Below are 15,644 nucleotides of genomic sequence, written 5' to 3'. Positions count from 1 at the left end.
TTTAAGAAAACTACATGAAGATGAATAGAAAAAATAATATGGTATGGGGCACGCTGGTAGCAGCTTTGCTGGCTTCTTGCGTGGATACCGAGATTGCCGATGTCACGGTGACAAAACCGGAGTCGATAGCGCAATACGAGTATCTGAATGATTATGCCCCGCTGAAATCGTACATAGACCGTGCAGCTAATCCCGATTTTAAATTGGGATTAGCGTTGGCAGCCAACGAATTTATCGAAGGAGGATTGGTATTTCGTTTAGCGGAAGCCAACTTCGACGAAGTGACCGCAGGCAATGCGATGAAATATGCTTCGTGTGTGAACGATAAAGGGGAGATGAATTTCGAAACTGTGGATAAATTTGTCACTGCCGCCCAAGCTGCCGGAATTACTATATATGGACATACATTGGCTTGGCATGCACAGCAGAATAATAAGTATTTGAATTCTTTGATTAAAGACAAAGAATTGCCGCCCTCTGTAGGAGAAGGAAATTGTTTGCATATCAATACTTCTGAAGCGAAGGCGAATCCATGGGATTGGCAAAATTACTATGATTTGGAATCTCCTCTTTTACAAGGGAAATCTTATGTATTCTCTATGAGAACCAAGGCTTCATCAGCTGTGACATTTCCGCTTTGGATAGAAACACCGAATGCTGGTAATACACATTATGGCATACCACAGATTTCAGCAGGAACTACATGGAGCACAATAAGCATTGAATTTACACCTAATAGTGATTGTTCTCGTTTGTTATTCAATTTCGGACAGTTTGGAGGAGATCTTTGGTTTGATGACATGGTGCTGGTTGAAAAAGGTTCTGAGCAAAATATGATAAAGAACGGAACTTTTGAAGAAGGAAATCTGCCTTCTAATTGGTCTAAACCAAGTTGGCATGCGCATTCTTATTCAATTATACCTACACCGGGAGATGCGGCAGTAGAGATTTTAACTGACATCATTACTAATGGTGATGCGCAAGGCAGTGAAACTACCAATTTTGTTTCTACTCATGTGGGAGGAGCTAATGCTGCTTGCGATATTGTTGATGGAGTAGGTAAAGACGGTAGTCGTGCTTTCGTTGTTACTTCTGCTGGTGGAGGAACAAACAGTTGGGATACTCAATTCTTTTTGTATGCTGACCGTCCGTTGGTGGAAAATGATGTTGTACGTATCTCTTTCGATTATCGTGCAGATACATCCAATAATTCTGAGTTTCAGGCTCATGCTGCCCCTGGAGCTTATATTCATAATGATGGTGGGTGTGCTGTTAGTTTCACTACGGAATGGCAACACTTTGAAAAAACTATTACTATTAACACTACCCTTTCTCCTGAGGGAAACATGCAGACTTTTGCATGGAACTTGGATGTAGGCGCGCCCAATGCACCTGCTAATAAATATTATTTTGATAATATCAAATTGCAAATAGTTACTAAAGGTAACACTATTCCTCTTACTCCCGAAGAGAAAAAAGAAGCGCTTACTCGGGCAATGAACAATTGGATTGAAGGAATGATGAAAGCTACTGGTGGTTACGTGACTACTTGGGATGTAGTGAACGAAGCTATTTCAGGTGGTGGCAACGACGGTGAAGGTTTCTATGTCTTGCAATCTGCATCTAATGCCGGTGCTGACGCTGCCAATAATTTCTACTGGCAAGATTACTTGGGTAGTGAAGATTATGTTCGTATTGTTGTAGCTGCCGCCCGTAAATATTATGCAGAAAACGGTGGTGTTAAACCTCTCAAACTTTTCATCAACGATTACAATCTGGAATCCACTTGGGATAACAATCAGAAAGCCAAGAGCTTGGTACACTGGATAGAGAAGTGGGAATCTGACGGTGTGACAAAGATTGACGGTATCGGTACACAGATGCACGTGGCTTATCGCGCCAATGCTGCTGACCAGCAGAAGCAAGAAGAACATGTAGTGAAAATGTTTGAAATCTTAGCCAAGAGTGGCAAACTCGTGAAAGTATCTGAGCTGGATATGGGATATGTGGATGAAAGCGGCACTACGGTGTTGACAAAGGATATGACAGAAGAACAACATAAAGCGATGGCTGAATATTATAAGTTTATCGTGAAGAAATACTTCGAGATTATTCCTGTGGCACAGCAATACGGCATCACGCAGTGGTGTGCTACCGATGCTCCCGGTGCCCCCGGTGATTCTAACTGGCGTGGCGGTGAACCTGTAGGTTTATGGGATTCCAACTACAACCGTAAGCATACTTATGCCGGTTTTGCTGACGGATTGGCTGGTAAATAATAGAGATTGATAAGAAAAGGCAGCGGGGCATATAACATGAATCCGCTGCCTTTATTGTTTCAATAAAAGTCGGATAATAATGAAAAACATATTATTTATTTTAAGTTTGATTATTTGGTGTAGCTGTAGTAATGAAATTCTGTTTGATATAGATAAAGTAGGAGATATAGTTACAAGGGCTGCAAATTCGGATAGTACATATTGTTTTGGGGCTTCAGATTCGGATGTAGTGGAGGACTTTGTTATTAGTCCGAAGGATGACTCACAACCTCTTAGTAGAACTTTATGTTCCTATGTAGAGGTTAATGGAACAAAAACATTATTGCAACCTGAAATAGTGAGTGGTCCTTCATGGTTGGATTATCTTATATGTTTTCAGTATTATGATATATATGTTCTATCGGTAGTAGCCCAGGACAATACTTCCTCTCTCAGAAGTGGAAAAATTGTATTGAAACAGCCGGGATCTAATAAAACATTAACAGTTGGTATTACTCAAAATGGAATTGATAATCGCATAATGATTTCAATGAAAGAACTGTATTCCAATCATCCTATTTTTACTGCCACGACAACTTATCCCGTAAAAAAAGATATAAGTTGCAGAATCCCATACGAAGCATACAATGATGGTGGAAAGTATGAGAGTAGTGCATCAATCACTATTCCTAAAGGGGAAACGAAAGGAACTTACGAAATGGATTATAACGGCTCTCCGTTAGTTTTTTATCATGGTGATATAAAAGGCTATAAATTGTATGAAGGAACTATCAGTGGTGACGGTATTTACAACTATAGTTTTTATCGCTATTGGTAGTATTGTTATTTTTGCAACAACTATTATGTAACATCAACATCATTATGAAAAAGATAATTTATTTGCTGGTGTGGATAGGCATGACTTTGGCGTCTTGCTCAGACGAAAGCTCTCTTCCTATACAACCGGAGATTCCTGCCGAACCGGAAACACCTAAGGACGAACCGGCTCCGGAGAAAGACTATCATCAGTTGCCGGTGTTGCACGTAGAGGGGCGCTACCTTAAAAACGAAAAGGGCGAGACGGTCAATCTTCATGGATTTACACAGACCTACAGCCCCTTTTTTAACGATAACGCATGGACTAACTATGACGTGCAGTCGTGTCTCAGCTATAACAAACGTATGGTAGACGGAATTGTGGCTGCCGGATGGAAGTTCAACTTCGTGCGGATGCATCTCGACCCTTATTGGAGCGATGATACTTCAAAGCCGTTTGTACGATACGAAGGGCACGAACGCTTTTCCGAGACCCGTTTCCGCAAGTATCTCGACGAACTGTTTGTGCCGATGGCGGAGTATTTTGTATCTAAGGGAATGTATGTGGTGATGCGCCCGCCCGGGGTATGCCCCAACGAAGCTCCTTATCAGGGAATAGAGGTGGGCGATAGCTATCAGCAGTTCCTGCTTAACGTGTGGGACATCGTTTCGCAACATCCTAAAGTGAAGAACAATACGGACATCATGTTCGAACTTGCCAATGAACCGGTCAACATCAAAGGGACCGACGGCGCCTATGGTAGCACCTCCGATGCCTGCTTTGCCAATGCAAAGATTTACTTCCAGTCCATTGTAGACAAGATAAGGAGCCATTGCCGTAATATCATTTGGGTGCCAGGCTTGGCCTACCAGTCGCAGTATGCCGGGTATGCCACCCACCGCATCGAGGGCGATAACATCGGCTTTGCCGTGCACTGCTATCCCGGATGGTATGGCAGCGATGCCGAAAAAGACAGTGGCGAGGGAATCGGCTCTTCCACCGGTGGCGGCTACGAGCCCTTCCAGCGCGGATGGGATACGCAAGTAGGTCCGGTGGCGGCGATTGCCCCCATCATGGTGACGGAAATAGACTGGGCACCTTTGAAATACGATGCCACTTGGGGAAAAAGCATCACAGGCGAAGCCGGTGGCAAGGGCTTCGGCGCCAACTTCAAATATATAGCCGACAATGCGGGAAATGTGTCGTGGCTCTTTTTCACTACAAGAAGCCACGAGCTGGCAGCGTTTAAGGACGTGCCGGGTACAGAGGGCAACTATACGTTCCTCAACGATCCCGAAGCCTGTCCGTGGGCAATGTATCATTGGTTCAAGGAGTATGCCGAGGGAGTGACCGTCAATGGCGAGCCCGAGAGACTGGAACTGATGGGCGAGCAGGCGACACGCTCGTTGCAGATGGGAGGAGTGCACTACCTGAAAGTGAAGGCGGTGTATAAAGATGGCACCTCGCGAATGGTGACTGCCGAGGCGACTATCAATAGCTCGGACGAACAAGTGCTGAAGGTGGAGCCGACTGGCAAACTGGTGGCAGTGGTACCAGGCAATGCTACGGTAACGGTGACTTACCGCACAGCAGCGGGAAACAGCATGCAACAGACATTGCAGGTGACGGTGGTTTCGCCTTTTGTGCTGACGGAAGACGTGTTTGACCCTTCGATATGGGAAGAAGGCACCTTTGACGAAACGACCCGCATCTTGGTGACAGGCAAATATGGCTTTGGCGGATGGAAATACCCCGGCGGACTTGACTTGTCGGGCTACCGGAGGCTGACCGTGGAATTGGGCAACGACAACGAGTGCGGTGTCTCTTTCCGCCTTTTTGACAAGAACGACTACTGGACGAAGCCCGCCACCTACGATTTCGGACAGACACGCAGAGTGGTGGTAGATTTGCAGCAGATGAAAGATACTGACGGCAATAGGGTAGACCCGTCGCACCTCTACATTGTCGGGTTCTGGTCGACTGGTGGCAAGCCGATTGTGATAAGCAGCATGAAGTTGGAATAAATATAATATAGAAAGATAGTAAATGAAGAAGTTATTATTGTTGAGTTGTTTGTTGTGTGCAAGCCTTTGCGCGGTTGCACAGGATGCAAACTTTTACATTTATCTGTGCCTAGGGCAGTCTAACATGGAAGGCAATGCCCGCTATGAAGCACAAGATACGCTGGTGGATGCACGCTTCCAAGTGTTGGCGGCGGTAGACAATAAAGAGTTGGGACGCGTGAAAGGCGAATGGTATCCCGCCCGCGCTCCGCTGTGCCGTCCGAACACCGGGCTGACACCGGCTGATTATTTCGGACGGACCTTGGTAGAAAACTTGCCCCCGCATGTGCGCATCGGAGTGGTGCACGTGGCGATAGGCGGGTGCCGGATCGAGCTTTTCCAGAAAGACAAATGCGAGGAGTATATCAAAACAGCTCCCGACTGGATGGTGAATACGCTGAAAGAGTATGACAACGACCCGTATACCCGTTTGGTGGAGATGGCACGCATTGCACAGAAAAGCGGTGTGATAAAAGGGATACTTCTACATCAGGGCGAGTCGAACACCGGTGACAAGGAGTGGTCCCAAAAGGTGAAGAGCGTATACGACAACCTGCTTGCTGACCTTCATCTGCAGGCTGACGAGGTGCCCCTGATTGCCGGTGAAGTGGTGAATGCCGACCACGGTGGTGTTTGTGCAGGCATGAACGAGGTAATTGCTATGCTGCCGCAGGTGATAAAGAACTGCGCTATTGTCTCCTCCAAGGGGTTGAGCTGCGCTCCCGACCATCTTCACTTCGATGCTGCCGGTTACCGGGTGCTGGGACGCCGCTATGCGGCACAGGCACTCCACCTGATGGGCATTGAACTTCCTTCGCCCGATGATGTGTGGAAGCACACAGTGGCAGCCCCCACCAATATGCACGGCAGCGACTTCCCTCGTATCGACAAGGACAACCGTGCTTATTTCCGTTGCTACGCTCCCGATGTGAAACGCTTGCAGGCAGATGTTTGCGGCAAGAAGTATGAGATGGCCATGGACGAGCACGGCTGGTGGAGCGTGAAGACCGACCCGCTGCCGGTGGGATTCCACTATTATTTCCTGTTGGTAGACGGATTCAGGGTGGTAGATCCCTCTTCGTGCACCTTCTTCGGTTGTTGCCGCATGGCGAGCGGCATCGAGATACCCGAAGGGGCAGAGGGCGATTACTATCGCCCGCAGCAAGTGTCGCATGGGCAAGTGCGCTCCTGCACCTATTATTCGGAAGCGAAGAAAGAGTTTCGTCGTTGCATGGTGTACACACCGGCAGAGTATGAGTCTCACCCCAAAAAACGCTATCCGGTGCTCTACTTGCAGCACGGCATGGGAGAAGATGAAACCGGCTGGAGCACCCAGGGATATATGCACTACATCATGGACAACCTGATAGCCACCGGCAAGTGCGTGCCCATGCTCGTGGTGATGGATAGCGGAGATGTGGAGACTCCCTTCGTGCCGCGTCCGGGGAAAGATGTGAACGAAGAGCGTGCGCTTTACGGCGCTTCTTTCTATGATGTCATTTTGAAAGACCTCATTCCGATGATAGACCGTACATTCCGCACCAAGACCGACCGCGAACACCGTGCAATGGCAGGCTTGTCGTGGGGAGGACACCAGACGTTCCAAACAGCGTTGCCGCGTCTCGACATGTTCTCCTACATTGGCGGGTTCAGCGGGGCGATTTTCGGGCTGGACGTGAAAACGTGCTTCGACGGTGTGTTTGCCGATGCAGGTAAGTTCAACAAGAAAGTGCATTATCTCTTCCTCGGCTGCGGCACGGACGAACAGATGGGCACGAAGCAGTTGGTGGAGTCTCTCCGCAAACTGGGCATCAACGTGGCTTATTATGAATCGCAAGGCACCGGCCACGAATGGCTCACATGGAGACGCTGTCTGAAAGAGTTTGTTCCACACTTGTTTAAACATTGAAAATGATATGAATCTGAAAGCAAAACTTGTGGCGGCATTATTGCTGCTTGGAGGTGCTCTACCCCATGAGGCAGGAGCGCAAAATCCGTTTGTGCAAACCTGTTATACGTCAGACCCTGCTCCTATGGTGCATGATGGCACATTGTATGTCTATACGGGACATGATGAAGATAAGGCTGATTTTTTCTGGATGCAGGAATGGCGCGTGTATTCTACCAAAGATATGGTGAACTGGACCGATCACGGCTCTCCTCTTGCCATCGAATCATTCGACTGGGCGGACGACCGTGCCTGGGCAGCACAGTGCATCGAACGTAATGGTAAGTTTTATTGGTATGTCTGCCTGCATTCCAAACTTTCCAATACGATGGCAATCGGTGTGGCGGTAGGCGATTCGCCTGTCGGTCCTTTTAAAGATGCCATCGGCAAACCGCTTCATGACGGAAGCTGGGACTATATTGATCCTACGGTCTTCATTGATGATGACGGTCGTGCTTATCTGTATTGGGGAAATCCGAATATCTATTATGCAGAATTGAATGAAGATATGATTTCTTTGAAAGGTGGAGTGGGCAAACTGGAACAGACTGTTGAGAGTTTTGGTGCACCTAATCCGGAAAAGCGTGTCAAAGGTGTTAAGTATAAAGATACTTATACAGAAGGTCCATGGCTTCATAAACGGGAAGGAAAATACTATCTTCTTTATGCTGCTGGAGGTGTCCCCGAACATATTGCCTATTCCATGAGTGGCGGACCTCTTGGTCCGTGGAAGTATATGGGAGAAATCATGCCTTTACAAGATACGGGCTCGTTTACTAACCATTGTGGAGTGATAGACTATAAAGGCAATTCTTATTTCTTCTATCATACGGGTAAGCTGCCGGGCGGTGGAGGTTTCGGGCGAAGTGCGGCGGTGGAGCAGTTTAAGTATAACGCTGACGGCACTTTCCCGATTATTAATGCTACCCGGGAAGGGGTGTCACCGGTAGGTACGCTCAATCCTTACGAAAGGGTGGAAGCTGAAACAATCGCTTTTTCTGAAGGTGTGAAGTCCGAACCAAATGTGAAAACCGGTATATATATATCTGAAATTCATAATGGAGATTATATAAAGGTACGTGAAGTGGATTTCGGCAATAAATCCCCCAAACGGTTCACTGCTACCGTTGCCAGTGCCCTTCGTGGCGGAACACTTGAAGTACGTACAGACAGTATAAGCGGACCATTAATTGCGGAACTGACTATTCCTTCAACGGGAGGTTGGGAATGCTGGAAAACATTGCAGGCTGATATTGTAAAACCGGTCACAGGAATACAAGATATTTATTTTGTATTCAAAGGACGTAAAGGCTGCAAACTGTTTAACTTTGATTGGTACAAGTTTAACAGATAAACATGCTAGAGAGCAGTTGGGTTACTCTTCTTTTTTACTCAACTGCTCTTTCATATACATTGAAGGCGGCATTCCATACAATTCTTTGAATGTTGTCGAGAAATTATTAGGATCAGTGAATCCTGTTAACATGGCTATCTCGGATATGGTATGCTGTTTTTCGGACAATAAACGAGCGGCTTCTTTTAAACGTATATTACGTATAAAGTCACGGGTTGTCTGGTTGGTGAGCTCCTTGAGTTTCCTGTGAAGATGTACGCGGCTGATACCTACTTCGGTGGTGATTGTCTCTATTGTCAAGTTAGGGTTACCGATGTTTTCATTGATCACTTTCATAATACGTTCCATCAATTTCTCATCGGGTGATTTCACTTCCAGTTTCTGAACCTTGTTTTCCAGATTTTGCTGTCCTGTAAATACTTTGCGTAACTGCTGCCGTGTATTAATCAGATTTTCTACCGTCTTTTGCAGAATTTCGATATTGAATGGTTTCATGATATAGGCGTCGGCTCCTGTATTCAGACCTTCCAGGTTGTCTTCTTCCCTCGTTTTCGCAGTAAGCAAAATGACTGGGATATGGTTGAGATTTACATTCTGCTTGATCTTCCGGCATAAGGTAAGTCCGTCCATTTCGGGCATCATGATGTCACTAATGACTAAATCCGGAGCCTTTTTAAATATTTGCTCTAATGCTTCTTTACCATTACGGCTTTCCATGATATGAAATTTGTCCCCGAACTCCTTCGCTATATAATTTCGGATTTCTTCGTCGTCTTCTACAACTAATACGCGATATTTAGTTTTTACCCTGACTTTCTTTTCTTCCTCATTTTCTATAATGGGAGAGATGACAGGAACAGTTGGTACGGCTACTGTTACCTTTTGCTCATTGTTGTCAACTTCTTCAGGTCGTAGATGCTTGTTACCCAACGGTAATCGGATAATAAAACGGCAACCCGGTTGTTCTTTATTATTTTCTACATAGATAATTCCATGATGTAATTCCACTAATGAACGAGTAAGATGTAATCCTATTCCTGTTCCGCCTTTCGGATTCTGTTGGCTGTTACGGATCTGATAGAAACGTTCGAAGATATGTTCTTTTTCCTGTTCATCGATGCCTGTTCCGGTATCCGCGATAATTATTTCGGCATATTGTTTCAAGGGATCGGGCAGTGTATTATCTTCTCCAGTACGGATGGTAATATCTATGTTTCCTTTTTCAGGAGTAAACTTGAAGGCATTAGACAGAATATTCAGGATAATCTTATCAAAATTACCTGTGTCTACCCATACATTCAGTTCCCGGAGCGTACTGTGAAGTTGTAGCTGGATATTTTTTGTATTTGCCTGTTGACCGAAAGTTGTACATAAATCTTCTATAAAAGGAATAATATTGGTCTCCCGGAACATCAGGAACATTTGTCCTTTATCAATTTTCCGAATATCCATTAGTTGATTGACAAGATTCAGAATACGTTCCGCATTTCTGTAGATAATATGATATATTTTCAGGCGTTCATTGTTCTCCTCATTCTTAATCAGTTTCTGTAGAGGACTGATGATTAGAGACATCGGAGTGCGTATCTCGTGAGAGATGTTGATAAAGAACTGCAATTTTGCTTCATTGATTTGTTCGGTATGGATATGTTGCAGCATTTCCTGATGCATTCTGTACCGATGTCTGATCTGAAGAATAATGATAAATATAATGGTCAGTAATAATAAGGAGTAGATAACTTTGGCCCACCATGAAGCATACCATGCAGGAGATATAAAGATGGTAATTTCTTTTATATTTGAATACACAGTGTTGTCTTTTGCTCTGATTTTAAAGTTATAGGTACCGGGTTTCAGATTGCTGAATGAGATACGGTTTACACCTTTGGGCAAACTAATCCATTTTTCATCGTTGATAGAATAAAGGTAGTTGATGTGTTCGGGGGCATTTAATTCCAGAGTGGCAAACTCGATACTGAACACATTGTCTTTATGGGATAGATAAAACTCTTTTGCGTTGAATACAGGGCAGTTGATAATATTGTGAATACCGGATTTCATTCCTTTTCTAACCGGATTGTTATGCAGGAAAAAGTCGGTAATTCGGATATTCCATGTTTTTGCCGGATTGATAATGTCTTGCGGATTGAAATAGGTGATACCATTCATTCCGCCAAACCAGATAATACCTTGTTTATCTTTGAAGGAGGCATTCTTGTAGAACTCATTTCCCTGTAATCCGTCGCTGACATAATAATTGATAAATATGTTGTTTTTCTTTTGGAATTGGGAAATTCCGGCATTGGTGCTTATCCAAAGAAAATCTTTTCCGTCTCCTTGTATGGCATATATTGTATTACTGGGCAATCCGTCTGCAGTAGTATAAGTGGTTAGTTCTTTCGTTTTTTTATTCCAACCGGATAATCCTTCGGAACTGCCCAACCAGACAACTCCGTCGGCATCTTCAAAGATTGAATAAATAACATTTTGTGAGAGTATCTTATGACTTTGAAAATCAGGACTGTCAAGGTCTATACAGTTGACGCCGTCATAAGTTCCGACATACAGTTTATTATCATCGGAATAGTGCAGGCAACCTATCCATTCGTTGATTAGAGATGTCTGAGATTGTACGGATGTAAATTCTTTCGTTTTCAGGTCATAGTAGAACAAACCGAATCCCATTGTCGCAATCCAAAGACGCTTGTTTTTATCTTCTGCGAAATCATATACACGTTGTATATAGTTGTTGTTCTTATCTACCAGTTTGTACTGGTAATCGCATAATCCTGTCTGTTTGTTCAGCTTTCCCATACCGTTGATAAATGAACCAATCCACATATTGTGTTCGGAGTCTTCATACAATTTAATAACAGTTGAGGGTACTGAATGAGGATGGGTGGTGTGTGAGAAATGTTTTGCCGGCTCCAATTTTTCTGTAAGGGCATAAATACCGTCGTTATCCGTTCCCACCCATAGAGTCCCGTTATTATCTTTGCAGAACGAAGTAATGCAACAGGAGCCTATGCAATTTTTATCTGTTGATTTATGTCCGATATACTTAAAGCTGTTGGTGCGGGCTGGGATTAATATAACTCCTTTCTGATAAACAGCTAACCATAAGTTACCCGAATTGTCCTTTAGGATGGAGTGTATTTTCGAGTTCCCCGAATCGAAATAATTATTGTCAAACTTGTATTCGGAGATTTCGTGTGTTCGGATATTATAAATGACTACTCCCTTGCCGTCAGTGCCGATATACAATTCATTGGGTATCCCGGAATAAAGGAAACAAACAGGAAGCTCGCCTTTCTCTTTCAAATCGATTGGAACAAAGGTTTTACGTTCTTTATCGTAAATGAATAGTCCTTTTCGTATACTTCCTACATAGATGTTGCCTCGTTGATCCTCACATATACTTTTGACGTATCCGTTGTCTTTAGACAAGTGTAACGTAAGCTGATTGTCGGGAGTGAGTTGATATACTCCTTCTTCCCCTTTTGCCATCCATACATTTTGTTTTTTATCTTCAAACAGGCTTCCGGGTGAAGTGACTGCAATATCGACTTTCCGGACAGTCAACAGATGGTCTTTGATGTCCAGCTTGCACAACACATTTCCGGATACCCATATCTCTCCGTTTTTTCGCTCTATGAAAGAATTAATGTTGCTTTCAAGCGTTTCTCCGGTATCTTCCAATTTGGCAAGTGGAGTAAAATTGTCCGTGGCCGGATCATACATTTGAATTCCTATATATGTGCCGATAAGCAAATGACCTTTGCTGTCTTCAAAAACAGTACGAACAAAATTGTGGGCTAACGAATGTTCATTATTGGGTTCATGTTTGTATATGGTAAATTTAGCACCGTCATAACGGTTCAGACCATCTTCTGTTGCAATCCAAATGAAGCCGTTCCGGTCTTGATATATTTGATTAATCAGACTACTGGAGAGTTCTTTGTCAGTAGTGAATAACTTAGGAGATTGTCCGTTGCATAACAAAGAAAACAATAATAATAGAAAAGTGAATACATTTTTCATAGTTATAGATCGTTGTTTGTTGTACAAAGAAAACTAAAAACCTAAATATAACCTAATAAAAAATGAATATTTTCATTAGGCTCCGGGAGTACAATCGGATGTTGTAACATCGTTTGTAAATAATGTAACATGAGAAAAGATTTATCCCTTCTTCTGTATTATTGTTTTCCTTCGATTGTATTTACAATATAGGTTTTACCCGCCTTTGTTTCGATGTCATATTCATAAACCTTCTGCAGTTTGGGAGATTGCGCACTTACCCCTTTGGCTACAAGAGGCCGTTTGATAGGAGTGGTGGCGAATAATCTATTTGAGCACTCTTTCCCGTTTACTTGTTTTAAGCCTTTCCCTTTCAGTGGGACATAAGACCGGATGCGGAGCGTACCGCCTATATTCGATCGGATGATCGCTTTATTTAACATATTGTTTTTCCAGTCCATATCGACAGTAAAGTTTCCACGTGCCACCAGCCCCTTCACACTTCCTTCTTCCCATGCATCAGGCAATGCTGGCAATAAATGCACGGCACCGTCATGACTTTGGAGCAACATTTCCGCTACTCCGGCTGTATAACCGAAATTACCGTCAATCTGGAAAGGCGGATGGGCATCCAGCATATTGGGATAGGTACGCCCGTTCGGATATTCTTTAGCCAAGTGATCGTTGGGCAATAGTTGAATCATATTTTTGATGATCTGGAAGGCATGGTTTCCATCCAGCATGCGTGCCCAGAAATTGACTTTCCAGCCGATACTCCAACCGGTAGCCTTATCACCGCGTTGCAGCAATGTGTTTCTTGCTGCCTGGAATAACTCGGGATTCGAGTATGGAGAAATTTGATTACTCGGATATAGCCCGTACAAATGTGAAATATGACGGTGCTCGTCCTTGGGATTGTCAACATCTTCAAGCCATTCTTGTAGTTGGTTATGTTTTCCTATTTGCATAGGTGGCAACTTCTCTAGTGTTTGTTTGAGGGAGTCTTGGAAAGAAGGGGCTTCACCTGCGATGTATGAAGCCAATAAGGTATTATGCAGTGCATCAAAGGCAATCTGGTTATCCATGGTGCAACCTGCCGTGATAGGACCGTGTTCCGGTGACACAGAAGGCGACACTACCAACCATTTATACACTGGATGTTCTACCAAGAAATCCATGTAGAACTGCGCTGTTCCTTTCAGGATGGGATAGTACTCTTTCAGGAACTCTTTATTTCCTGTAAAGAGGTAATGTTGCCAGATATGTTGTGCTAACCAGGCTCCCCCACTAGGCCACATTCCGGCTGCAGCAAAGTCTACAACTCCGCAAATTCGCCATAAATCAGTATTATGATGCGCCATCCATCCCCTACAATCATACATAGTTCGGGCTGTTTCTGCTCCTGTGACGGATAAATCTTTCAACATAGAGAATAGCGGACTATGTGTTTCACTTAAATTAGTGACTTCTGCCGGCCAATAGTTCATTTCTGTATTAATGTTGATGGTGTATTTACTATCCCAAGGTGCATGAGTACTGTTGTTCCATATACCTTGCAGATTAGCCGGTTGCCCACCCGGTTGCGAAGAAGAAATCAGCAGATAACGTCCATAATGGAAAAGTAGAGCTGCCATTGCCATGTCTTCCCCATTTCCGAAGTTTTCAATTCGTTTGGGAGTCTCCAGTTGGGAAGCTTTGCCTGTCGGTAATGTAAGGCGTACACGGTCAAATTGTTTTTTATAATAAGCGATATGGCTTTTGAGAGCTTTTTCGTAAGGTATTTGCATTGCTCTTTTCAGATATTCGCTGGTCCGTCGGGATTCATTGGCGCTGACATCCTGGTAGTTTACGTAGTTGGTTGCTGCCGATATATAAAGGGTGGCTTCTGTTCCTTCATTAATTTGGAGCGTATTTCCTGCCGGGCGGAGAGTGCCATTCGTTTTTACCTGGATTTGACATTCTGCCCGTAGTGCGGCTTTCAAACCTTCCTGCTCTTTCCCTTGACAGGTGACGGTCAGCTGATCATTCTGAACATTCACCTTATGTACTAGAGGGAAGTTATATGCAATAGTAAAGTTCAGTGCGTTTGCTTTACTTGCTTTGATATGCATAATAATGACATTATCAGTAAATGATGCAAAAGTGGTACGGGTATAAGTGACGTCATCCACTTGATAACGGGTAGTTGTCGTTGCATTCTCCAGATTCAGATCGCGGTAAAAGCCGGATGCGTTTTGGTGTTCCGGAAATTCCAGGTAAAGACTACCTAATGTCAGATAGCTCATTCCGTGTTGCTGGGTTAAGAAGTTGGCGTCAATGAGTCTTTGCGCTTCCTTGTTTCTCCCTTCAAAAATCAGTTTGCGTACAACCGGTAGCACATGTACGGCATTCGGGTTATTATTATTGTATGGAGAACCTGCCCAAAATGTTTCTTCGTTGAGTTGTAATTCTTCGCGTTCGATTCCGCCATATACCATGGCTCCAAGACGGGAGTTGCCAATAGGGAGAGCTTCCGACCAATTTTGTGCAGGTTGACTATACCACAGTTTCAGGTCCTGTCCTGAAACAAGGTTGCTTATTAATAGGAATAATACAAAAAAAGTGTTTCTGTTCATATTGTATGGATTTGTAGCAAAGGTAGCTCATTTCCCAATACAAAAGGCAAAAAACTGTTTCTGAAATCTACCTTGGAAGTAACTTCTTTCCATATTTATGTTACTAATATATATGTTGTATGTTCCAAATGATAAAATAATAACTGCCGGTTTCTTTTTGATTTATTATCAGCCTTGCCCTCTTGTCAAGTAGCTTGTTTGCAAGCTGATTAAGTAGGGAGGTATAAGAAGGGAAGCTGGTATAGTTGCGTTGGGATGCCGGTATCGTTCCATTAAAGTACCGGTATCATTAATTTCCCACGGCCGTGACAAGATCTTCCCACGGCCGTGGTAGGAACTCGTCACGGCTGTGGGAAGAAGCTACCACGGCCGTGAAGAATTAAGTATACCGGTATCCTGATCGAACAATAGTTATTGAATGATATAAGTATGCCGGTTGTATGACGGATGTTTAATGGAGGCTTTTCTTGAAAAGTAAGTAAAGCTGGATAGGAGATATGGGAGAGCAAAATCATAAAATAATAGGCTGACAATAAAACTTATAAAATGTTATTGTCAGCCTATTGTCA

The 15,644-nt window shown here is 43.9% G+C and carries 7 protein-coding genes; 5 read left to right on the top strand and 2 right to left on the bottom strand.

What is annotated here, in order from left to right; all coding sequences use genetic code 11:
* The first annotated feature begins 14 nt into the window (after positions 1 to 14).
* The 5 genes from LPH68_RS10860 (at position 15) to LPH68_RS10840 (ending at position 8,440) form a co-directional block, all read left to right on the top strand.
* Entirely contained in the window at positions 15 to 2,279 is a 2,265-nt protein-coding gene (locus LPH68_RS10860; RefSeq protein ID WP_230296930.1) for an endo-1,4-beta-xylanase, read from the top strand.
* A gap of 79 nt (positions 2,280 to 2,358) precedes the next feature.
* Positions 2,359 to 3,096 carry a hypothetical protein gene (locus LPH68_RS10855; protein WP_008776484.1) on the top strand — a complete coding sequence of 246 codons (738 nt, stop codon included), beginning with the start codon at positions 2,359 to 2,361 and terminating at the stop codon, positions 3,094 to 3,096.
* Positions 3,097 to 3,140: 44 nt separating this feature from the next.
* A complete protein-coding gene (locus LPH68_RS10850) occupies positions 3,141 to 5,099 on the top strand; it encodes a cellulase family glycosylhydrolase (RefSeq protein ID WP_099146530.1) in 1,959 nt (652 codons plus the stop codon).
* A gap of 22 nt (positions 5,100 to 5,121) precedes the next feature.
* Positions 5,122 to 7,047, top strand: a complete 1,926-nt coding sequence (locus LPH68_RS10845; protein ID WP_032855939.1) for a sialate O-acetylesterase — start codon at positions 5,122 to 5,124, stop codon at positions 7,045 to 7,047.
* 7 nt (positions 7,048 to 7,054) lie between these two features.
* Positions 7,055 to 8,440, top strand: coding sequence for a glycoside hydrolase family 43 protein (locus LPH68_RS10840; RefSeq protein WP_149941895.1), 1,386 nt, complete (start codon positions 7,055 to 7,057; stop codon positions 8,438 to 8,440).
* Between the two features lie 21 nt (positions 8,441 to 8,461).
* Here the strand turns inward: LPH68_RS10840 and LPH68_RS10835 are convergent, their stop codons facing one another.
* Complete coding sequence (locus LPH68_RS10835) at positions 8,462 to 12,481, bottom strand: two-component regulator propeller domain-containing protein (RefSeq protein WP_230296929.1); 4,020 nt, start codon at positions 12,479 to 12,481, stop codon at positions 8,462 to 8,464.
* A 158-nt stretch (positions 12,482 to 12,639) separates the two neighbouring features.
* Positions 12,640 to 15,075, bottom strand: a complete 2,436-nt coding sequence (locus tag LPH68_RS10830) for a glycoside hydrolase N-terminal domain-containing protein (RefSeq protein ID WP_151923098.1) — start codon at positions 15,073 to 15,075, stop codon at positions 12,640 to 12,642.
* Between the last annotated feature and the right edge of the window lie 569 nt (positions 15,076 to 15,644).

The sequence above is a fragment of the Bacteroides sp. 1_1_30 genome (assembly GCF_020982715.1).
Lineage (GTDB): Bacteria > Bacteroidota > Bacteroidia > Bacteroidales > Bacteroidaceae > Bacteroides > Bacteroides xylanisolvens.
This window is presented reverse-complemented; position numbering and strand designations above follow the sequence as displayed.

Bases quoted from the DNA above. Each gene is read 5' to 3' on its own strand.
- LPH68_RS10860 (WP_230296930.1), top strand. From the start codon at position 15: ATGAAGATGAATAGAAAAAATAATATGGTATGGGGCACGCTGGTAGCA.
- LPH68_RS10855 (WP_008776484.1), top strand. From the start codon at position 2,359: ATGAAAAACATATTATTTATTTTAAGTTTGATTATTTGGTGTAGCTGT.
- LPH68_RS10850 (WP_099146530.1), top strand. From the start codon at position 3,141: ATGAAAAAGATAATTTATTTGCTGGTGTGGATAGGCATGACTTTGGCG.
- LPH68_RS10845 (WP_032855939.1), top strand. From the start codon at position 5,122: ATGAAGAAGTTATTATTGTTGAGTTGTTTGTTGTGTGCAAGCCTTTGC.
- LPH68_RS10840 (WP_149941895.1), top strand. From the start codon at position 7,055: ATGAATCTGAAAGCAAAACTTGTGGCGGCATTATTGCTGCTTGGAGGT.
- LPH68_RS10835 (WP_230296929.1), bottom strand. From the start codon at position 12,481: ATGAAAAATGTATTCACTTTTCTATTATTATTGTTTTCTTTGTTATGC.
- LPH68_RS10830 (WP_151923098.1), bottom strand. From the start codon at position 15,075: ATGAACAGAAACACTTTTTTTGTATTATTCCTATTAATAAGCAACCTT.